Annotated in this window: 21 protein-coding genes, 1 tRNA gene and 1 pseudogene; 6 read left to right on the top strand and 17 right to left on the bottom strand. The window is 32.4% G+C overall.

Going from position 1 to position 20252, the window contains the following annotated elements:
• Nucleotides 1-297: 297 nt before the first annotated feature.
• From IHE43_RS11470 to IHE43_RS11430, 9 genes are all read right to left on the bottom strand, one after another.
• Nucleotides 298-1152, bottom strand: a complete 855-nt coding sequence (locus IHE43_RS11470) for a DMT family transporter (RefSeq protein WP_192188043.1) — start codon at nt 1150-1152, stop codon at nt 298-300.
• A 45-nt stretch (nt 1153-1197) separates the two neighbouring features.
• On the bottom strand, nt 1198-1578 hold the full coding sequence (locus tag IHE43_RS11465; protein WP_192188042.1) for a hypothetical protein: 381 nt from the start codon (nt 1576-1578) through the stop codon (nt 1198-1200).
• A 40-nt stretch (nt 1579-1618) separates the two neighbouring features.
• Nucleotides 1619-2212 (bottom strand): 2OG-Fe(II) oxygenase family protein, encoded by a 594-nt coding sequence (locus tag IHE43_RS11460; protein WP_192188041.1) that lies wholly within the window; start codon nt 2210-2212, stop codon nt 1619-1621.
• Between the two features lie 164 nt (nt 2213-2376).
• A complete protein-coding gene (locus IHE43_RS11455) occupies nt 2377-3840 on the bottom strand; it encodes a sigma 54-interacting transcriptional regulator (RefSeq protein WP_192188040.1) in 1464 nt (487 codons plus the stop codon).
• Nucleotides 3841-3931: 91 nt separating this feature from the next.
• Nucleotides 3932-5050 (bottom strand): VWA domain-containing protein, encoded by a 1119-nt coding sequence (locus tag IHE43_RS11450; RefSeq protein WP_192188039.1) that lies wholly within the window; start codon nt 5048-5050, stop codon nt 3932-3934.
• Nucleotides 5051-5156: 106 nt separating this feature from the next.
• Entirely contained in the window at nt 5157-5534 is a 378-nt protein-coding gene (locus IHE43_RS11445) for a YchJ family protein (RefSeq protein WP_192188038.1), read from the bottom strand.
• A complete protein-coding gene (locus tag IHE43_RS11440) occupies nt 5524-5757 on the bottom strand; it encodes a hypothetical protein (protein WP_192188037.1) in 234 nt (77 codons plus the stop codon). The genes IHE43_RS11445 and IHE43_RS11440 overlap by 11 nt, the downstream gene beginning before the upstream one ends.
• 172 nt (nt 5758-5929) lie before the next feature.
• Nucleotides 5930-6079 carry a hypothetical protein gene (locus IHE43_RS11435; RefSeq protein WP_192188036.1) on the bottom strand — a complete coding sequence of 50 codons (150 nt, stop codon included), beginning with the start codon at nt 6077-6079 and terminating at the stop codon, nt 5930-5932.
• The gene (locus tag IHE43_RS11430; RefSeq protein ID WP_192188035.1) at nt 6079-6618 is read right to left on the bottom strand and encodes a hypothetical protein; all 540 of its coding nucleotides are present in this window, start codon (nt 6616-6618) and stop codon (nt 6079-6081) included. The genes IHE43_RS11435 and IHE43_RS11430 overlap by 1 nt, the downstream gene beginning before the upstream one ends.
• Before the next feature lie 86 nt (nt 6619-6704).
• On the opposite strand from IHE43_RS11430, the gene IHE43_RS11425 reads away from it, so the two are divergent.
• The 5 genes and pseudogenes from IHE43_RS11425 to IHE43_RS11405 all read left to right on the top strand — a co-directional run bounded on the left by IHE43_RS11425 (nt 6705) and on the right by IHE43_RS11405 (nt 9387).
• A complete protein-coding gene (locus IHE43_RS11425) occupies nt 6705-6956 on the top strand; it encodes a hypothetical protein (RefSeq protein ID WP_192188205.1) in 252 nt (83 codons plus the stop codon).
• Nucleotides 6957-7253: 297 nt separating this feature from the next.
• The gene (locus IHE43_RS11420) at nt 7254-7694 is read left to right on the top strand and encodes a KTSC domain-containing protein (protein ID WP_132036946.1); all 441 of its coding nucleotides are present in this window, start codon (nt 7254-7256) and stop codon (nt 7692-7694) included.
• A 259-nt stretch (nt 7695-7953) separates the two neighbouring features.
• Nucleotides 7954-8715, top strand: a complete 762-nt coding sequence (locus tag IHE43_RS11415; RefSeq protein WP_192188034.1) for a DUF4369 domain-containing protein — start codon at nt 7954-7956, stop codon at nt 8713-8715.
• Between the two features lie 18 nt (nt 8716-8733).
• Nucleotides 8734-9120 (top strand): annotated as a pseudogene (locus tag IHE43_RS24035) (peroxiredoxin family protein); the annotation flags it as partial.
• Nucleotides 9121-9306: 186 nt separating this feature from the next.
• A tRNA-Tyr gene (locus IHE43_RS11405) sits at nt 9307-9387 on the top strand.
• Between the two features lie 410 nt (nt 9388-9797).
• Here the strand turns inward: IHE43_RS11405 and IHE43_RS11400 are convergent.
• The gene (locus IHE43_RS11400; protein ID WP_192188033.1) at nt 9798-10628 is read right to left on the bottom strand and encodes a M57 family metalloprotease; all 831 of its coding nucleotides are present in this window, start codon (nt 10626-10628) and stop codon (nt 9798-9800) included.
• 562 nt (nt 10629-11190) lie between these two features.
• Here IHE43_RS11400 and IHE43_RS11395 point away from each other — a divergent pair.
• Nucleotides 11191-13905 (top strand): S8 family serine peptidase, encoded by a 2715-nt coding sequence (locus tag IHE43_RS11395; RefSeq protein ID WP_192188032.1) that lies wholly within the window; start codon nt 11191-11193, stop codon nt 13903-13905.
• 348 nt (nt 13906-14253) lie between these two features.
• Here IHE43_RS11395 and IHE43_RS11390 read toward each other — a convergent pair whose 3' ends face one another.
• From IHE43_RS11390 to IHE43_RS11360, 7 genes are all read right to left on the bottom strand, one after another.
• A complete protein-coding gene (locus IHE43_RS11390; protein ID WP_192188031.1) occupies nt 14254-14766 on the bottom strand; it encodes a PRC-barrel domain-containing protein in 513 nt (170 codons plus the stop codon).
• 94 nt (nt 14767-14860) lie between these two features.
• Nucleotides 14861-15013: a hypothetical protein gene (locus IHE43_RS11385; RefSeq protein ID WP_192188030.1), complete on the bottom strand. Its 153-nt coding sequence runs from the start codon at nt 15011-15013 to the stop codon at nt 14861-14863.
• 735 nt (nt 15014-15748) lie between these two features.
• Nucleotides 15749-16195, bottom strand: coding sequence for a hypothetical protein (locus IHE43_RS11380; protein WP_192188029.1), 447 nt, complete (start codon nt 16193-16195; stop codon nt 15749-15751).
• 23 nt (nt 16196-16218) lie between these two features.
• Nucleotides 16219-16548 carry a hypothetical protein gene (locus tag IHE43_RS11375; protein ID WP_192188028.1) on the bottom strand — a complete coding sequence of 110 codons (330 nt, stop codon included), beginning with the start codon at nt 16546-16548 and terminating at the stop codon, nt 16219-16221.
• Nucleotides 16549-16599: 51 nt separating this feature from the next.
• The gene (locus IHE43_RS11370; protein ID WP_192188027.1) at nt 16600-17199 is read right to left on the bottom strand and encodes a transposase; all 600 of its coding nucleotides are present in this window, start codon (nt 17197-17199) and stop codon (nt 16600-16602) included.
• Between the two features lie 349 nt (nt 17200-17548).
• Entirely contained in the window at nt 17549-17995 is a 447-nt protein-coding gene (locus IHE43_RS11365) for a hypothetical protein (protein ID WP_192188026.1), read from the bottom strand.
• Between the two features lie 24 nt (nt 17996-18019).
• Nucleotides 18020-20248, bottom strand: a complete 2229-nt coding sequence (locus tag IHE43_RS11360) for an RHS repeat domain-containing protein (RefSeq protein WP_192188025.1) — start codon at nt 20246-20248, stop codon at nt 18020-18022.
• Nucleotides 20249-20252: the final 4 nt, after the last annotated feature.

Below are 20252 nucleotides of genomic sequence, written 5' to 3'. Positions count from 1 at the left end.
CATTTCCTTAATTTTTTAATAGTTCTAAAAAAAGCCTTTCATGGTGCATGAAAGGCTAAAAAAAAAATAACTAACAAGTGATTTTCTATTAACGCCATTTCACTGCATAGTTCATCATGCAACACAACGTGGTGGCGCACATGACCTGAATGATATATTGACTAGAGTATTTCATTGTTGGGGCAAATTTATAAATATATTTCTTAAATTCTATAGAATTAGTAGAGTTTATTTTTGAATAATTTAAAACTTAACATTAAAGAGCCTGTAAATTAACGAATTAAGCTACAGAAAAAATTACTTAAATTGCGAAATAACGATAAAAACAATCGCAATTAAGGCCAAAAAGAGACCAATGAAGTTAATTTTGGATAATTTTTCTTTAAAAAAAAGCAAGCCAACAAGACTTCCTAAAATAATAACACCCATATTCATTCCGGCAAAAACAGTTGACGGATTATCTGAAAATGCCTTATGTGCTTTTAGGTAAAACAATATATTTCCGAAATTAAAAATTCCGACCAAACCTCCAAAAAGAATATTTTTAGCTTTCAATTTTACCTTTCTCAAAACGATTTCATAAACAACAACCAGTAAAGAAATGGCTAAAGAAATATCAAAAACTACAAATAAAGAAGTTGTATAAGGTAAAGTGGTATAAAGTGCTATTTGTTTGAAAAGAATATCAATCAAGCCAAAACCAAGTAAAACAACCGTTGGATAAATCCACTTATTTTCTGTATTTGCTGATTGTTTTTTGAGAATGAATAAAAGAGCCACAAAGCCTATTAGGAGTCCGATAACTTTATAAGAATTAAATTCTTCCTTAAAAATAAACCAGGCAGCCAGTATAGGGATAAAAAGTGATAATCGTTGTGCGGCATCGGTTTTTACGATTCCCATATGTTTAATCGAAGTAATTAAAAACAGGAAAACGATTGGTAGTAAAACACCAATGGCGATGTAAATATTCCAGGGAGCATTTCCATCGACCTGACTTATATCAGGTTTAAAAGTAAAGTAACAAAGCAGTAGAGCAAATATGTAATTGAATGCTACAATTTGAATGGGACTAACATTATATTTTCGGGTAATTTTGAATATAACACCAACTATTACACTACACAGAATACTTAAAATAAGGAATAACATAGGTTCAAATTTTGAGTGCAAAAATAAGACATATGTTTCTGGTTTTTATTCATGCTTATAATATCTTATATAATGATGTTTAAATTCAGTTTGCATTAACTCAGAAGAAATACCTCCAAATTGAATTTCAAATTCATCAGAATCCATTCCTGAGATTGCTCCGCCCCAACCGTGCAATTGATTTTCATTTTGCAAAAACACTTTTAATTGAGGAATTATAGCTGTATCAATAAACTTTTCGTTAGGGAAATCTGTATTTATCTGAACATTAAATTTTTTACAATGATTTTTAAAAAAGTCATACGGAGAATCAATTTCATCAAATATTATTTTTCCATGCACTACCCCCATTGGTGGGTCTGCAAATTCAAATTCTGTATAACCTATTATTATACCGTTGAGTTCTAAAATATATTTGATTTCCATTTTTTCATTTTTATCAAAATCAAAAATAACATTTATAAATTTAATCACTTTTCAGCCAACCCGTAATACTCATTCGGGTATTTTGAGTAACCAAAACTTCATGAACTAATTCATTGCTTTTAAAGAAAACCGTTTTGCCCTGAGTAGGCGAAATTTTTTGATTGTTATTTTCCTGATGAATCATTAATTCACCGCCATCGCTTTCCAGCCAATTACTATTAAGATAACTGATCATAGAATACTTCCGACTCGGATTATTTTTAAACTGATCTAAATGTTGTAGATAAAAATCACCTTTTTCATATAACGAATAATGGAATTCATATCCCGTAATTCCGGCATAACAGCTTTCATTTAGATAAACGATAAAAGCATCAATTTGAGCAAAAAAGGCATTTTCAAAAACATTATTATGCTTTTTATCCAGCCAATATATCGAATCACTCCTAACAGCGCCATCATAAGAAAGCTTCTCTGAATTCCCTATTCCCGCCTCTGACAATAAACTTCTCTTCTTTAAATCGAGCAGATTTTGTTTGAGATTATCAGCCAATTCGTTGCTTAAAAAATGCTCCGAAATACCTACTTTATTCTCGATATAACTCGCAATCAAATCTTCAAAACCTTCTTCCATTTTAATTTTGGGAAAGACTGCAAATACAGCCAACGGAGCAAGGTAGAGGAAATAAAACTGGTAATTACCTTATTTTCAACAAATAAAAAACCCGAAAGCTTTTTAAAAGCTGTCGGGTTTGATTTTTATGCAATTTTATTAATTCCTAATTTATAATTCACAATTTATAATTTGCTAATATAGCTTCCGTACATATCTTTAAACTGATGTCCTTGCGCAAAACGATCTTTGCTTAATTTTTTGTATTCAACCAAAGCCCATAAAATAAATTCTTTCATGAAATAGTTATCTTTTTTATCTAATTGAGGCTGATACTTCTTCACTAAAATATCCAATGGCGTTACTTCATCAAGGATATTTTGATATTCTGCATCAGTAGCATCGTCTAATAACTCGAAACCGCTTTCGGCAAAAAACCATTCTATCAAATCAGAATATGGTGTTTTTTCTCCTGGTTTTTCTAATTTTTCAATTTTTGGAAAGAAATCTGAAAACAAAGTTCGAATCGCAGAACCAATTAAATTCTGCGCCACCACAGCCGCTCCCTCCTGCTCTCCTTCATAAACCAATTCTACTTTTCCGGTAATAGCGGGGATAATTCCGATGAAATCAGACAAACGCAAAATGGTATGATCCACTCCGGCTTTTAAGGCACGACGCTCTGCAGTACTTATTAAATTCTCAAAAGCTGTAATACTCATTCTGGCACTTACACCACTTTTATTATCTATATATTCGCTGTCACGAGCTTCAAAACTAATTTGCTCTAAAATATCTTTAGCCAGACTTGGCACATACACTATTTCACTTTGCGTTTCGTCCAGTTTAGCTTCCTGCTCTGTAATTATTCGTGCAATGGCAACACTTTCGGGATAATGTGTCAGGATTTGAGAACCAATCCTATCTTTAAGAGGTGTTACTATACTTCCTCTGTTGGTATAATCTTCCGGATTTGCGGTAAATACAAATTGCATATCCAACGGCATTCTCAATTTAAAACCTCTTATCTGAATATCACCTTCCTGTAAAATATTAAATAAAGCCACCTGAATTCTGGCTTGCAAATCGGGTAATTCGTTGATTACAAAAATGCTGCGATTCGCTCTCGGAATCATTCCGAAATGAATCACACGATCATCTGCATACGATAATTTTAAATTCGCTGCTTTAATTGGATCCACATCCCCAATTAAATCGGCAACGGTTACATCTGGTGTGGCTAATTTTTCAAAGAAACGTTCGCTTCTGTGTAACCATGAAATTGGTGTTTCATCCCCTTTTTCGGCAATCAAATCTTTTCCAAAACGCGAAATCGGATTTAACGGATCGTCATTAATTTCAGAACCCGTAACAAACGGAATATATTCATCTAATAATTCGATCATTTTACGCGCCAAACGTGTTTTCGCCTGACCGCGAAGTCCCAATAAATTGATATTATGTCTAGATAAAATAGCGCGTTCCAACTCCGGAATTACTGTGTTTTCAAAGCCATGAACACCTTCAAAAACTGGCGCTCCAGACTTAATTTTCTCGCGAAGATTATTTCGCAATTCATCTTTAATACTAATGCTTTTATATCCTGAAGCCTTTAATTGACCGAGTGTTTTTATATTATTTATTTCCATTTTATTGAAATGTCTTGTTGTTATTTTATTTAGATTGTGTTAGACGCACTGCTGTGCGCCTCTACACTGAGACTGAGACTGCGACCGAAAACTATCTAACGCGTTTTTTCCTATTCGTTTCGTAATCTTCAAAAATCATTTCTCCCAAACCTTTTAGTCCGGTATAAAATGCTTTTCCTTGATTCGCTTCTGTAAAATGATTCACAAAACGCTGTAAATACGGATCGTTTGCAATCATAAAAGTGGTAATCGGAATATGTAATTTTCTGGCTTGTTGGGCCTGAGTGTAACATTTATCAACTATATACTCGTCAAGTCCGTTACTGTTCATATAATAGGAACCGTCGCGTTCGCGCACGCAACTTGGTTTTCCGTCGGTAATCATGAAAATTTGTTTGTTGGTATTTCGTTTTCTCCGCAAAATATCCATCGCTAATTGAAGCCCTGCCACGGTGTTGGTGTGATACGGGCCAACTTGCAAATAAGGTAAATCCTTAATTGGAATCGTCCAGGCATCATTTCCGAAAACTAGAATATCCAATGTATCTTTTGGATAACGCGTTGTGATTAATTCGGCTAGAGCCATTGCCACTTTTTTGGCAGGCGTAATTCGGTCTTCACCATACAAAATCATACTGTGACTGATGTCAATCATCAAAACGGTACTCATTTGAGCTTTGTATTGTGTTTCTTCGACAACCAAATCATTTTCGGTCAGCATGAAACCTTCTACGCCATTGTTGATTTGTGCATTGCGCAAACTTTCAGTTAGCACAATACGCTCTAAACCGTCACCAAAATTAAATTCGCGAAATTCTCCAGTATGTTCATCGCCATTTCCGGCATGTTTGGTTTTATGGTTTCCGTTTCCGGAGCGCTTCAAATTTCCGAAAATCTGATCTAAAGCTTGTTGTCTGATTGCCCTTTCTGTTTTAGCAGTAATTCCAAAACCAGACGTGCCATCGGGTTTTGCTTCGTCTTTTATGTAACCTTTCTTTTTTAAATCTTCGATAAAATCATCGATAGTGTAGTTCTCATCCGTCAGTTTATATTCTTTATCTAACTCCCGAAGCCAGTCTATAGCTTCATCAAAATCGCCCGAAGTATGGGTGATAAGCTCTTTGAAAATGCCAAAAAGTTTTTCAAACGGAGACTGAAATGGGGCTTCGTACGACTTAAAATAAAAACCTTTTTTAAATTCGTTTTTCATAATTCTAAAATTACACTATTTTAGAATTACGAAAAAAGAAACGTTTATTAATTTTTAGTTAAAATATTAAAGCAAAAGTAGTTGAAACCGAGGCAAATTCTGTCAATTATTCAAACTTTCCGTCAACATAATACCAGGCATTATTCTCTTGTTTAAAAGTGGAAAATTCATAATGCGTTTGTGATTTTCCATTTGAATCCAAAAAATAAGCTTTAAATTCTACTGTATTTTCAGTAAAATTTCTAATTTCTAATTTTTGCCATTTATTGGAAGTTGCCCATTTTAGAATTTCTGTTTTTGAATAATAGGGTCTTTCTGAAATATGAGTTGTTTCCAATAGATAATCTGCATTATGAGTCGCATATGCAGAATATCTTGAGCGCATTAAGGCCAATGCGGTTGGTGCTTTTTGATTGTTTTCAAGATACAAACCACAGCAATCTTCAAACGGTAATCCTGTATCGCAAAAACATTTATTCTTCATCAAGTTTTTCTTCGCCGTTAATCTTCACATGTAACTGATTCAATAAAACCTGATATCTGCTGATTTCTCTTAATTCTTCATCTTCTTCGGCATGATCAAGCATTTCGTCTAAAGTTTCATTTACTTCAAGCAATTTATTATTAGCTTCTCTATCTTGTTTTGCAGTGATCAAATCAATGATTTCCTGTACACTTACTTTTAAATCTTCAAATTTTGTGTTCATATGGTTGTTGTTTTTTCGCCACGAATTTGCTTCGCCTGTTCGCTACAACTCGAGTCACTAATTTACACTAAATTATCTGTGTCTGAAAAAATTCGTGCTAATTTGTGAAATTCGTGGCAAACTTTAATTTTTAATCTTTGCTAATCTCTTAATCTGTGGCTATAAATCTCTTTTATTGTTCAGAAGCTTTGTCCTCATTAAACTTTTTAATGATTTCTTTCAGCTTTTCTTTACGTGCAATTTCAGCCTGTTTTACTTTGTTTTGGGCTTTGTGCAATTTGTCGTTGTGTTTCTTAATATTTCTTTCGTTGTTGCGTCCCATTATATTTCTCTTTTAATTTCTTCTAAAGTTTTCTCGGTATAAATCAATTCAGTAATAATCGTTTTCCTCAAAACATCAATATCTTCATCAAAATGTTTTGCCCAGGAAGTCAGTTGCTGCAGATTCCTAATTTGTTTGATTCGTTTTGTGGTTTCAAAACTCGTTCTCAGAATCGCTTTTTTATCATATTCCGAATTATTTTTGTGCTGATAGATTACCGTGTTTTTATCAAAATAAGCTTCAATATAGTATAATTTTTCTTCGGCATTATCCGGATGAAATTCGCTCCAGGCCGCAAAACCAATTTTAGTTTTTGAAGGAGTTTCAGGTTCCATTGCAATCAAACGCCATTTGCTGTTGGCTAATCTTCCCCAATGATTCGAAACGCGATACATTCCTGCTTCTGTATAATAATAGGTACTTCCGGCTTTACTTTCGAACTGTTTTTTTAAACCCGCAATTTCATCTGGAAGCACTTCATGAAAAACACAAAAGGTATTTTTAAATGAATTTGGATGTGGCTTAAAGTTTTTTTGCATGTGCAAATATACTCAGATTGTCGCGAACTCCCTAAAACAAACATAAAATGCTTAACTTTGCAGCATCAATTTTAAATTTAAAAGTTATGTCTAAAGATTCACAAGAAAAAATGCCCCAAAAAGGAGTTTATACCGGTATCATCGAAAAAGATGAAAACAACAATTATTTTTGTGGTGAATATCTTTTAGATTATAAAATCGCTCATTCAAATTTTAATATTGGAGACTGGGTTACCATTAAATCAGTAATCGAAAACCCAAGCGACATCAGTTATGATAAATATCCAAAGAAGTCTAAGAACTTCGATAAGGCAAATCATAAGCCTGAGAACAAATAATTTGTTTCAGGTTTTTATTGTTTCAAGCTTCAAGTTTTGAAATGATAAAAAAAAATTAACCGCAAAGTTCGCAAAGCTTATACATACAGCTTTGCGAACTTTGCGGTTTATAAATACTACATGGTTAAAAAACTTTGCGAATTTTGCGGTTAAATCAAGACGCATACTTTATTTTTTCGAATATTTTTTGCTTCAAAAGTAAAAAGTTAAAAAAAAGTGTACCTTTGCAAAAAATTTGTCGTTTTGAAGTATAAAACACTCATTTCAAACTAATAGACAATACGTTACCTTTTATTTATGAAAAAAATAGTTGAATACCGCAAGTTACTAAACGTAGAAAAAACTGCTGAGTTAAAAGATTTAAAAACCATTTACCGTAATGCAATGAAAGAATCTCATCCTGATAAATTTCAAGGTGATGATGCTGGTTTGAAAGCGGCTGAAGAAAAAAGTAAAGCGATTATTGAAGCTTATCACTTTTTGGTAAGTATTAATCCTGAAACGATTAAAGCAAATTTACCTGAATATACAGAAACGATTTCAACTTGTTCAATTACTGATTATAAATTTGTTGACGGTCGTTTAATTATTGATTTCTCTAACGGAAGTGTTTATGAATACATTAGTGTTCCTAAAGCAACTTACGTAAAAATGGTTAACGCTGATTCTCCTGGAAGATTCGCAAAAAGACACATTTTGAACTCTTTTACCTGGAGAAAGAAAACAAATCAAGAATAGTTTTTTACTATTATATACCCAAAAGCACTCTATTATCAGAGTGCTTTTTTTATGCCTGAAAATTAAGAAATCGTAGCTTTTTTATCAAAATAAAAATATATTTAATAGTTTTAAATGGAACAAAACAAACAAATCCCTTGATATTAGGGACATTAAGCACATAAAAACTATAACAAAATTTTAGGTTACAAAATTCTTTCTGTTTTATATTTTTAGATACTTTTGTTGCACAAATCAATTAACTAATTAATATTTAATAATGAAAAAAATATTTTTTTTACTTACAGCTTCTGTAGCGATTATTTCATGCAGCAAAGTTAAAGACGGAGAATACCTAATTACAGGAACTGCAAAAGGAATTGCGAACGGAAAAACAATCATTCTTCAAGGTCAGGATCCAACAACAAAAATGACAGTTGCCCTTGATACAGTAAAAGTTGAAAACGAAAAATTTGAAATAAAAGGAAAAGTAGCTGAACCAGCTTTCCATACATTAATTCTTCAGGATGCACAGGGACCAATTCCTTTCATCTTAGAAACAGGAGAAATCACTGTTGCAATTGATAAAGACAGTATTCACAAATCTAAAATTGCAGGTACTTACAGTAATGAAGAGTTTGTGAAGTTCCAGGATGAATTAAACAAAACTCAAAAGAGATTGGTCGATTTTCAGAAAAATAACACTCAGAAAATGCAACAAGCTCAACAAGCTCAGGATACTGCCACTATCAACGGTTTGATGAAACAATATATGGCTATCCAAACGGAAGTTCAGACAGATTCTAAAAAGAAATATCTTACTTACGCTGAAGGTCACCCAAAATCGTTCATTTCTGTTTTGATCATTCAAGGTATGTTAGGTGATCCTACAACAGATATAAAAAAGGCAGAGTCTTTATATAACTCATTAGATGAGTCATTAAAAAGCACTACACCTGGTAAAGAAATCAAAACAAAAATCGGTGCAGCAAAATTGCCTGCAGTTGGTGCATCAGCTCCTCCTGTTGGCAGCGCTAAATGAAGATCAGATTTTTCTGCTCCAAATCCTGAAGGCAAAGTAGTTTCGCTTAAAGAAAGTTTAGGAAAAGTAACTATTGTTGACTTTTGGGCTTCATGGTGCGGACCATGCAGAAAAGAGAATCCGAATGTTGTAGCTATTTACAAAGAATTACACGCTAAAGGATTAAATATAATTGGAGTTTCTTTAGATAAAGAAGTTGGCAAGTGGAAAGAAGCCATCGCTAAAGATGGTTTAACCTGGACACATGTTTCGAACCTAAAATTTTGGGACGAACCAATTGCTGCTCAATATGGAGTTCAATCAATACCGGCAACTTTTATTCTTGATGCATCAGGAAAAGTAGTTGCTCAAGACTTAAGAGGTCCTGAATTAAAAGCAAAAATTCTAGAACTTTTAGCCAAATAAGAACAATATTCAGTATAAAATAAAAAAATCTCCCTAGTGGAGATTTTTTTATTTTATTCAATACCAACTAATTAAAAATTAATTCAAAAATAACTTAAAATTAAGTGCTAATTTAGTTTGTAAACATCAAAAACGTTTATATATTTGCAACCGCTTAGAACAACAAAGCGCATCAATGCTGAGATCGGGGAGATACTCAAGCGGCCAACGAGGGCAGACTGTAAATCTGCTGTGTGAACTTCGCAGGTTCGAATCCTGCTCTCCCCACAAAAAGTCCTAATGAAAATTAGGACTTTTTTTATACTCAAAATTCAAACTAAATAGTTGTCTGAATAGAATTCAAAGGATTGCCATTTTTTTCATTTAAAACACTTTTCAATCTTTATAAAAACACTCAAAAGTTTTGTGGCAGAATCGTGGCAAAACTTAGATTTTTGAAAACTACGGTGAGTTATTGAATTTCATATTCTTTGATTTTAAATTTAAAATCCTCAAAAAGTGTTTAAAATCTGCTTGCTCATGTTAAGAAAAGCAACATTCCCAAATACTCTTATTGTTAATTAATTCTAGATATAGTAAGAATCGATTCAGAACAGACATCCAATAAAAGAGAGGCTGCTTCACAAATTGTGTGAAACAGCCTCTTATATTTTGTAAAGACAACTCTAATTCAACTTTTAGTATAAATAATTCAGAGCTGTAATATCGTTAGCATTGAAAGCTCCTGTTACGCTTGAATTGAAACATGCTAACATGTAAGATGTAGCATCATATCCTGAAGGTGTTCCCGGGATTTGAATTGCTCCAACACCAGCTGTTCCTTCGTTTGAATTCTGTCCACAGCTTTGACGGCTAAACCAGTCTGTATGACGTAAACCAATACAGTGTCCTATTTCGTGTGCAGCTACGTGTGCATTTACATTTGTTGAATAAGAATCTAATCCTGAATATAATGTAACTGAATTATAAGGATTCCCTCCTGAAGGGAAACCTGCTACTCCACCGGCAGACCCTGTCTGTCTTCTTACAACAATATTTGCACCTGAAGTACTTGAACTAAAGGTTAACGTAAAATTAATAGACAAACCTAAATTATTGTATCTATTTATAGCCGCTTGCAGTCCATTCCGCATATTTGTACTCAAGGCTGATGTACCAGTTCCTGTTAATCCAACAACTCTGATAGTTCTTGGAGCAGAAACTAAATTAGTAGTACGGTATTGTTCTGTAGTAATACCTCCGTGAAGATCCATTTTGTCTAATTGATCTTGTGTGATGACAATATCACCTTCTATAAGGAAGGCATCCTCAGTTGTACCATCTAAATTAGTATTTTTAATAACCTGAACATCTGTAGTATTAAGTGAAAGAGATTTAATTTTACTTAATACTTCTGGTGTTACTTTAAGAGATTCCTGATTTGTTTGAACTGTCTCATCTTCTTTATTACAAGACAGCACTAGTAGCACTATAAGCGACACGGCTAAAATTGATTTAATTTTTTTCATAAGTAGTTTTTTTTGGTTGTTAAATTCAGTTGATAAAAAGGGGGTCTTCACAAAATATTGTAATATTTGTCATCAAATTTATATAATTTTTAATCTTAAAATACTTATAAATTTAAAATTTAACACTTTTAACATTTTTTCGCAGTTATTTTTTTGGCAATTATTTAATAATAATTATCTGATTATTACGGCAAGCCCAGTAAAATCAGTAATTAAATACAAATCAATCATTTAAGCATCATTATGCTACTTCCACGTTTTTTTTTGAGCAGTGTTAAAAAAATTATTTTTCATCTTTCAGAATAGCATTAATTATAAAAGACGATTACTATAGAATTTTATTCTCACAGATTTTGAAGATTTTCAGTGAAATAAAAAATCATAAAATTTTTACAAATAATTTAATAACTTTGATTTTACTACATGGATAAATATTTCAAATAGAAACCATTAAGTACAATTTCATCTTTGCCTTATCTAATTAAAAAGCGATAAACATATTTGAAAGTTAACCTTTGTTGCAATTGACAAGAATGTTTATAATTTCTAACCTATATAGTAAATGAAGAAACAAATTACCTTCCTCTTTTTTATGATAACTATAATCAGTTTCTCGCAAAGTGCTGAAAAATGGAAACGATACATCAAAAAAGAAAACGAAAGAAAATTTGAGAAATACTATTTTACATCTTTAGAAAATGCACATCAAAACAAATACAAGGTTGTAAAAAAACTGGACAGTACTTTTTGTATTATTGAAAATGAAAATTTACGATTTGACCAGTCTTTAAAAAAAAATCTTCCCGTTAATAGTTTATGGAAATTACCCTCAAATTTTTCAAATCATGAGGAAAAAAAACAGTATATAATTGCAACTGATACAATCGAAGCTTTAATTACTGAATTGAAATCAGTTCGTATTTCTGATATTAAAATACTCGATAACCATCTTGTGATCATAAACAGTGATTCGAAAAAAATTACTGATGAAATCATAGGGTTGAACAATGTGTCTTCTATTTCGCAAGAATCCCTACATCCAAAAGCTGAATCTAAAATAATAGATCAAAATTTTAGTATAAATTCTATAAATAAAGCGAATATTAATTTTCCTCTTTTAACAGGCGAAAATCAGGTTGTTTCTATCAAAGATGATTTTTTTGATCTAAATGATATAGACCTGTTAAATAAACACATTACTTCTCAAACACAATCGGCTAATGTAACGAGCCATGCAACAGCTATGGCAACTATAGTTTCCGGATTAGGAAATAGTTCTGCATTAGGAAAAGGAGTCGTTCAAAAGGCTAAAATACAATCGTCTGACTTTTTGAATATTTATCCCGATGAAGTAGCAACTTTAGAGGGTGCAGCCACCCAAAATCATTCCTACGGCACATTGATTGAGAATTTTTATGGCTCCCTCGCTAATGCCTATGACTTTCAATTATTCTCAAATGCAGATTTGACGCATTGCTTTTCCTCGGGTAATAGTGGACTCCAGGGTTATAAATCTATTACGGGTAATTTCAAGCAATCTAAAAACAGTATTGTATTGGGTTGTATTAACCAAAATGAAATAATTATGCCGTTTTCATCAAAAGGCCCAGCCTATGACGGACGTGTAAAACCAGAGTTAGTGGCCTTTAGCACACAGGGAACTTCAAATTCTACAGCATTAGCTACAGGAATTATTACGTTGATGAAGCAACATTATAAAACAATAAACAATACCTCTTTGACGAATGCGCTCACAAAAGCAATTTTAATTAATAGTGCAAAAGATTTAGGCAACACAGGCCCGGATTTCACCTATGGCTATGGTAATATCAATGCTAATAAAAGTTTAAAAACCATCAGCGAAAATAGAATTATATCTGGTAATTTGACATCTGGACAGACTAATTCACATACCATTAAGGTTCCGTCAAATGCAGAAAACTTAAAAATCACATTAGTATGGAATGATTTGCCCGCTGCAATCAATAGTAATATAAGTTTGGTAAACGATTTAGATATAGAAGTAATTTCGGCTGACAATACCACTTTTTTACCCTGGATTCTTAATCCTGATGCTCCAGAGCAACAAGCTGTAAGAGGTAAAGATAAAATTAATACTATAGAGCAAGTAACTAGTGAAAACCCAGTATCCGGATCTTATACTATCAACATTATTGGTTCATACGTCTCCAATACGTCTCAGGAATACAGCATCGCTTACGAGTATGAATTGGAAAATCAATTTGAATGGAACTACCCTATTCATAATGATAATTTCCCTTATGACGGAAAAACTATTTCGCCTTTCAAATGGGATTCTTCATTTTCTGGTATTCAAGGACAATTGTCTATTAGTTACAATAATGGACAGACTTGGGAAATTATTGCGAATAGTATAAATCTGGATAGTGAACAATTTACTTATACCCCTGCAGAACAAAAATTTTCAAAAGCAAAATTAAAAATGACCATTGCTAATACCGATTATATCTCTGATAGCTTTACGATTTCTTATGATTTGAATATCAGTACGAGTTTAGTTTGTGATGGTACAACAGAAATTAATTGGGACAAACCTGCCGATGTTGCTTCATTTAATATTTATCAACTTACAGGAGATCATTTAGAATTTAAAGAGCAAATAACAAACGCTACTTACACCTATACTGACGGAAAAACTTACACTGTTATTCCTGTATTTGACAATAGCGAAGGAATAAAAAGTGAATCAACATTACAGTATGCTCAAAACTCAAATTGTTATTTTGAGTTGGCTTTGGCAGAAATTTTTGAAGAGAATAATGTAAAGATCAATGCCAGTCTTTTTAGCTTGTACAATATTAAAAGAATTGAGTTAGTAAAAATGATTAATAATGCCGAAAGTGTTATTAGCACCATAAATGATATCAATTCAAAAACATTCTCCTTTTTAGATGCTGCCCCGATAAAGGGCAGCAATAAATATAAAATCAATATAATTTTAGAAAACAATAATGTAATAAGTTCTCTAATTCTTGATGCTAATTATTTAGGCAATGATTTGTTTTTTGTCCAGCCCACACTATTAAGTAAAAATGAAGAATTAAATATTGAAGCAAAAAAAGAGCAAAACGCTATTTTCTATTTATATAATATTAGTGGACAAAGTATTATTACGCACCCCTTACTTTCTAAAACCACTAACATCAATCTGAAAAATACTGCTTCAGGAATTTATATCTATAAAATAATTACAAGCTTAGGCGAAATGCAAACAGGAAAAATTGCAGTTTTTTAAGCTATTACAAAAGTCACTATCATTGACTATCTTATATCAAAATTAAATTACCAGCAAAATTCGATTTAAAATGACCAGCAAATTTTTATCACTATTTAATCCGTTTTCATATACAAATAAATACGATTTGTATGTCCAAAAGATGACTTAACAGAATTCAAATCATAAAGTGTTGGTTTACTTTTAATATAAAAATATAAATGTTAAAATATAAGGCTATACTTAGTTTGATTTTATTGCGCAGGATACTGCAAAAAAAAGATCAAACATTATTAAACGTTTGATCTTTTTAATCTTATTTTTTAATATAACAATTCTCCCTGATATAAGATACGCTAATCAATAACACTAGTGGTTATCAAATTCCCTGCGGTTGTAAAAAGCGTCATCATCACTATCATAGCCGGGGCCAGGATCATTTTCAGGATAATAGGACTTCATTACTCTTCTTTCATAGTCCCTGTCAAAATTATACTGCCTGTTATATCTGCTTGTGTTTCTAAATGTATCATAACCAATACTGTTAGCCATAACAATTTTCGTATCTTTATTTATGTTTACAGATCCAATTGGTATGATTATATGGCTGTCTCCTTCTTTATAGATAAATCCCTTTCCATTGTCGTTCGCTATAACATCACGCACCTCATTACGGTTGTCGTCTATTAATCCTTTATCTAATTTCACATCCAGGTAGACTACGCGCTGCATATCTTTATTAACCCACAGATTATCAATTTTGCCTATTGTATGGTTGTCAGCGTCTACTATCTTCCATCCTCTTACATCAGAATAATTTGAAGCAATTTTATAATTAGATAGTTCGTCCAGTCTATATAAGTTTTTGTCTTTATTTTCCATAATTTTTTATAAATAATATTATCAACTGTTTTTTCAATTTTACCTAATACGCGAAAAAACCAATATTGATTTCAATGTTTCCTGTTATTGTGTCCTATTGTGCACTTGTAGTATTTTCGATTTCAGTGCTTTCACTGTGAACTTCATGATCTTTTACAAAGATGTAGTATATAAGTGCTCCGATTATCAGCACTGCCGCAATCCACGGCCATATCGGTTTCTTTTTCTCAATTTTAATTTCTGCCATAACTTATTTTTTTGATTATAAAATGGTTTTAAAATACGATTAAAGATACAAATGAGAAGATGCTAAGAAGTATTTAATTTCAGCAGGATGTTACAAAATTCCCAGTAGATTGATTGGAAGATCATTTTATAATTATACACAAAAAACCTATTCGAAACTGATCGAATAGGTTTTTCTGTTTTTTTTAAAGTCTGTTATATTCTGTCTCCTCCGCTCTTTGAAGTGTTCCTTATTCACGCTGCTCAAATGTCTCTTACTTTGCGCCATTTTAAACAAATGTAATTGGAAAACGAAAACATCTCAAAGCCTCTGACTTTAAAACTAATTTTCTTAAATGTTGTTCCTGAATAACAAAATCAAGGCAATAAGAATTAAACGTAAAAAGTCGGGAGACTTTTATCAGGTTTGCAATTTCTAAGAAACAAAAAAAATTGCGCAAAGTCAGAGACATTTGCGCAGCTTTTCATAAGGAAGACCTCGGAGAGCAGGGGTCTCTGACTTTAAAACTAATTTTCTTAGAATATCGTTTCCTGAATGAAAAAAAATCAAGATAATATAAGAACTAAACGTAAAAAGTCGGGAGACTTTTAGCAAGTTTACAATTTCTAAGAAACAAAAAAAATTGCGCAAAGTCAGAGACATTTGCGCAGCTTTTCATAAGGAAGACTTCGGAGAGCGGGGACATTTGCGCAGCTCTTCATAAGGAAGACTTCGGAGAGCGGGTAACTACCGTTCTTATATCAATCCTTTTTCTTTAAAATAATCTTCTAAATCTGTTTTAAAATTTATCAAATCGAAGTCTTTAATTTTAACTTTCATAGTTTCTATAATTGCTAATGATTTTATAATTTCTGATGATAAATATTTTTTAGCTTCGACTTCTGAAGAGCTCTTAAATGTTTCAAAATCTAATTTTATACTATATTCTAGGCATTTTTCAACTTCATATTCAAATCCCTCACTTTTTATATGTTTTTTTTCCTTTGTATATTTTGGTGGCTTTGGCTTAAAAAATTGCTCAAATATTGGACTGACACATATAATTCCAATTACAATTTCCATTAAATCATTGCCATATTTTTTTTCTGAAAACCATACTTCCAAGTCATTTGAAAAATCAATTAAAAATCTAGTTTCTTTTTTTATTTCAGCTGATGTATATTGTGCTAATGCTACTTTCATATATAATTGTCATTAATTTATCATTATCTAAAAATTGGATTTCCTGGAGGCCTTTCACCATGCAAAAAATAATATCCGTATATGTAAAATTTTTCTTGAATTAATATTTCCATTTGATTTCCCCCAGGTGGAATAGGTATCATTTCTAAGCCTTTAGCTTGAAGTGATTTTTCAGAATATCTTCCAAAACCTTTAGTAGTTTGACCGTACTTCCATACATCACCAGTATTAAGATAAGTTGTACCGCCAGTATTTAAATTTGGATAATAACCATTTTTTGTTGCTACCAGCTCTACGAAGTGTTCCTTACTCTCGCTGCGCAAATGTCTCTGACTTTGCGCCTTTTTAAACAAATGTAATTAAAAAACGAAAACCTCTCAAAGTCTCCGACTTTACAACTAAAGTCAATATAAATCGTAAAGAGCTATTGATCTCGGATCTAATACATTTACTATTGGGTTATCAACTTTTTCAATTTCCAATAATCCCGAATCATTAACATAATTGCTTGCGCTTGAGTAAATATAATCTGAAGCTTTTGCAACCAATCCTGATCTCACAGGATTCAAATGTATGTAATGCAACTTAGACCACATAAATGTCGTGGAATAAATTTCCTCAGCATGATTACCATATTGCCACAATTGATATTCTTTATTACGCTGATGTTTTTGAGTTGCAAGCTTAAAACGTTCCAGCATCCATTCTCTTCTGCTTTCAGGACTATTCTGAATTTTATCTAAAATGTTTTTTGCTATAAATTTTTTAAAATCTCTTATTAAATCAGATAGCTTACCTTCTTCAGACTGAACAATTAAATGAATATGATTACTCATAATAACATAACCATACAAAATCATTCCTTTATTTTTAATACAATAATCTAAACATTCAATAACAATATCTCTATAAGTTTGACGTGTAAAAACATCAATCCAGTCTACAACTGTTGATGTTATAAAATGAGGTAGCTTTTGATCCCGAATTACATATCCGTCTTTCATTTCAAATTATATTTCTTTCAAAAATAATAGATTTTTCTTACTTAATTTATTCTTCAGAAGTAATCGTAAAAAGTCGGGAGACTTTTGTCAGGTTTACAATTTCTATGACGCAAAAAAAATTGCGCAAAGTCTAAAGACATTTGCGCAGCTTTTCATAAGGAAGACTTCGGAGAGCGGGGACATTTGCGCAGCTCTTCATAAGGAAGACTTCGGAGAGCGGGGGAATAATTAACTACCAACACATCTGATACATTCCCTTTTTTTATTTCAGCTGATGTATATTGAGCTAATGATATTTTCATACTTAATTGTTATTAATTATCAATATCATACAATGCTCTATTATTCTCTATATTATTTTTTTTTCTTTAAAATAATCTTCTAAATCTCTTTTAAAATTTATCAAATCGAAGTCTTTAATTTTAGCCTCCATAGTTTCAATGATATCTAATGATTTTAAAATTTCTTGGGCCAAATATTTTTTTGCCTCACCATTAGAAGCTATTTTAATTATTTCAAAATCTAATTTTAAATCAAATTCCAAATATTTTTCAATATCATACTCAAAACCTTCACTTTTTATATGTTTTTTATTTTTTGTATACTTTGGTCTTCTTGGTTTAAAAAAAAATTCAAGGCTTGAGCTAACACAGATAATTCCTATAACAATATTCTTTAGACCATCTCCATATTCTTTTTTACTAAAATGAGATTTTAAGTCGTTCGAAAAATCAGTTATAAAATTTGTTTCCTTTACAATATCTGCCGAAGTATATTGAGCCAATGCTAATTTCATATATATATAATTTTATAATTATCATTATCTAAAAATTGGATTTCCTGGAGGTCTTTCACCGGTATAGAAATAATATCCATATATGTAATATTTTTCTTGAATTAATATTTCCATTTGATTTCCTCCAGGTGGGATTGGTACCATCTTTAATCCTTTTTCTTCAAGTTTATTTAATGAATATCTTCCAAATCCTTGAGTGGTTTGACCGTACTTCCAAACATCTCCAATCTTTAAATCAATTGTACCTCCTGTATTTAAATTCGGATAAGGACCATTTTTTGTTGCTACTAATTCATAGACAAACCCTTGTGGGCCTAATGTTCGTCTTTTTATTCCCTCAATTTCACGAGTCATTTTCTCAATATAATCACCTGAATAAAGATAAGCTGCAGCACCACCACCAGCTATTCCATATCCTACCCATTTAGGCCAGGCAGCATCTAATGGATCAGGCGTCACTGCATCCAGAGCTATCCACTCCAATGTGCCTTCTGCCAAGGCCGTTCCTGCTGCTCCTTCTGCCCAAGTAGCTCCTGCTATCGGTAAAGCTCCTGTAATTCCCAAAAATGAGTCACTAGTTTTAGGACCAACAACAGGTGCATTTTGAGTAACACCAGGAATATGATTTTTCGAATCATCATAACCAAAATCAGTAGTTACGGTTGCACTAAAACTAATTCCTGCATTATTTGATGCGGCGTTCCAATCTCCTGTTTTAGTATATTCAGCATATGCAGCACCAAAATGTGCTACTCCAGCTCCAATTAATACAGCTCCAACTGGAGCCCAAACTCCAGTTGCAGACAAAACTGTTCCAACAGCGATTGCCACTCCCGCAATTATGTCATTCAAGTTAATTTTAAACTCCCCACTAGGATCCGTGTATTTTAGAGGGTTGTTTAGTACATACCCATAACGATTGTAATTTTGGGTATTACCAGGATCTTGTACATAATTATCAGGCTGCAGGAAACGGTGGAGTTTAGGATCATACAGACGTCCATTCATGTGTATTAGACCTACGCTTTGTAAGTGTTCATGCCCTGTGTAACCTCTGTCAAGAATAGTAAGATCGTTTAATATATTACCTGCACCATCCTGTACTTTTTCAATAGCTCCCCAAGCGTCAAACTTTCTTTTTTCTACTATAGCTCCTGTCTCATTGGTTATTGCCAAGATACTCCCTTGATAATCTCTATGCAAATATAATGTTTGTTCTTGTATAGCTCCTACATTACTATATGCTTTTTTATAAACAACCGGCGCCGAGTACCCATCACCACCAATATAAGTTACGAACTCAATCGCTCCTGTTTGGGTATTTTCTTTGATCTCCATAGTACCATCGGCACTGTAATGTTTACGATAAGTTCGTGTTTCTTTAAGCCCTAATCCTCCATAAAACATAACACTACGATTGTTGTGGGCATTATACACAAAGCTTATTTTGTCTTTACCATCTTCTACTATTTCTACAGGACTCTTAAAAGTGTTATAACTAACCGTCTGTAAGGGTTTGTTTTGATAATCAGGTAAAGCCGAGGCAGTTAATGCTATCGAGGTATTTTGGTATTTTTTATTTGAATTACCATAATTGTACGTTCCTAATTTGTTAGATTTAATACGCCCATCGTCTTCATAGGTCTGATTTTCCTGCACACCTTGTGCATTAGGGTACTGTATAAGACGATCCTGGCTATCATAATCAAAATTTTCGGTAACATTTCCAAAAAGGCTATTTTTACGCCACTTAAGATTGCCACGTTGCGTGTCAAAATTGGTCCCTAATTCCATAGTGGTGGTCATGCCCAAAGTGTGCTTTGCGGTAGTTACATAACCATAGCTGTCATATATATTATTAATAGCAATTCCATTTCCTAGTGTCGCTTTTGTCAGCTGCCCTTGAGCATTTACCTCAGTTGTTTCCCAAAGAGTTTTGGTCTTTTGGCCATTTTTTATTTCGTATATTTTATATGCAAAGCCATTTTTGTACTCATTTTGCGTACCAGAGGTGCTAGTTTTTCCGTTTAAAGATGCCGTTTTGGTTTCTTTTTCAACCCTGCCCCAAGCATCGTATTCTAATTTAATTTTAAAAACAGCACCATAGCCTGTAGTTTCTGTCGTGGTCTCTAGTCGTTTTTTAGCGTCGTAGGTAAAATCGGTAATAATTGTTTTCCCTGCATCCCCACCGTCAGTATACTCAATTGTGTACAAGGTCAATTCTTCAATTTTCTGTAAAAGTTTAATATTCATTTCA

The organism is Flavobacterium sp. MDT1-60 (genome assembly GCF_014844035.1).
Lineage (GTDB): Bacteria > Bacteroidota > Bacteroidia > Flavobacteriales > Flavobacteriaceae > Flavobacterium.
The sequence above is the reverse complement of the archived record's forward strand: the minus strand, read 5'-3'. Positions and strand labels throughout refer to the sequence as shown.

Coding starts and splice junctions, on each gene's coding strand:
- IHE43_RS11470 (WP_192188043.1), bottom strand. CDS start 1,152: ATGTTATTCCTTATTTTAAGTATTCTGTGTAGTGTAATAGTTGGTGTT.
- IHE43_RS11465 (WP_192188042.1), bottom strand. CDS start 1,578: ATGGAAATCAAATATATTTTAGAACTCAACGGTATAATAATAGGTTAT.
- IHE43_RS11460 (WP_192188041.1), bottom strand. CDS start 2,212: ATGGAAGAAGGTTTTGAAGATTTGATTGCGAGTTATATCGAGAATAAA.
- IHE43_RS11455 (WP_192188040.1), bottom strand. CDS start 3,840: ATGGAAATAAATAATATAAAAACACTCGGTCAATTAAAGGCTTCAGGA.
- IHE43_RS11450 (WP_192188039.1), bottom strand. CDS start 5,050: ATGAAAAACGAATTTAAAAAAGGTTTTTATTTTAAGTCGTACGAAGCC.
- IHE43_RS11445 (WP_192188038.1), bottom strand. CDS start 5,534: ATGAAGAATAAATGTTTTTGCGATACAGGATTACCGTTTGAAGATTGC.
- IHE43_RS11440 (WP_192188037.1), bottom strand. CDS start 5,757: ATGAACACAAAATTTGAAGATTTAAAAGTAAGTGTACAGGAAATCATT.
- IHE43_RS11435 (WP_192188036.1), bottom strand. CDS start 6,079: ATGGGACGCAACAACGAAAGAAATATTAAGAAACACAACGACAAATTG.
- IHE43_RS11430 (WP_192188035.1), bottom strand. CDS start 6,618: ATGCAAAAAAACTTTAAGCCACATCCAAATTCATTTAAAAATACCTTT.
- IHE43_RS11425 (WP_192188205.1), top strand. CDS start 6,705: ATGTCTAAAGATTCACAAGAAAAAATGCCCCAAAAAGGAGTTTATACC.
- IHE43_RS11420 (WP_132036946.1), top strand. CDS start 7,254: ATGAAAAAAATAGTTGAATACCGCAAGTTACTAAACGTAGAAAAAACT.
- IHE43_RS11415 (WP_192188034.1), top strand. CDS start 7,954: ATGAAAAAAATATTTTTTTTACTTACAGCTTCTGTAGCGATTATTTCA.
- IHE43_RS11400 (WP_192188033.1), bottom strand. CDS start 10,628: ATGAAAAAAATTAAATCAATTTTAGCCGTGTCGCTTATAGTGCTACTA.
- IHE43_RS11395 (WP_192188032.1), top strand. CDS start 11,191: ATGAAGAAACAAATTACCTTCCTCTTTTTTATGATAACTATAATCAGT.
- IHE43_RS11390 (WP_192188031.1), bottom strand. CDS start 14,766: ATGGAAAATAAAGACAAAAACTTATATAGACTGGACGAACTATCTAAT.
- IHE43_RS11385 (WP_192188030.1), bottom strand. CDS start 15,013: ATGGCAGAAATTAAAATTGAGAAAAAGAAACCGATATGGCCGTGGATT.
- IHE43_RS11380 (WP_192188029.1), bottom strand. CDS start 16,195: ATGAAAGTAGCATTAGCACAATATACATCAGCTGAAATAAAAAAAGAA.
- IHE43_RS11370 (WP_192188027.1), bottom strand. CDS start 17,199: ATGAAAGACGGATATGTAATTCGGGATCAAAAGCTACCTCATTTTATA.
- IHE43_RS11365 (WP_192188026.1), bottom strand. CDS start 17,995: ATGAAATTAGCATTGGCTCAATATACTTCGGCAGATATTGTAAAGGAA.
- IHE43_RS11360 (WP_192188025.1), bottom strand. CDS start 20,248: ATGAATATTAAACTTTTACAGAAAATTGAAGAATTGACCTTGTACACA.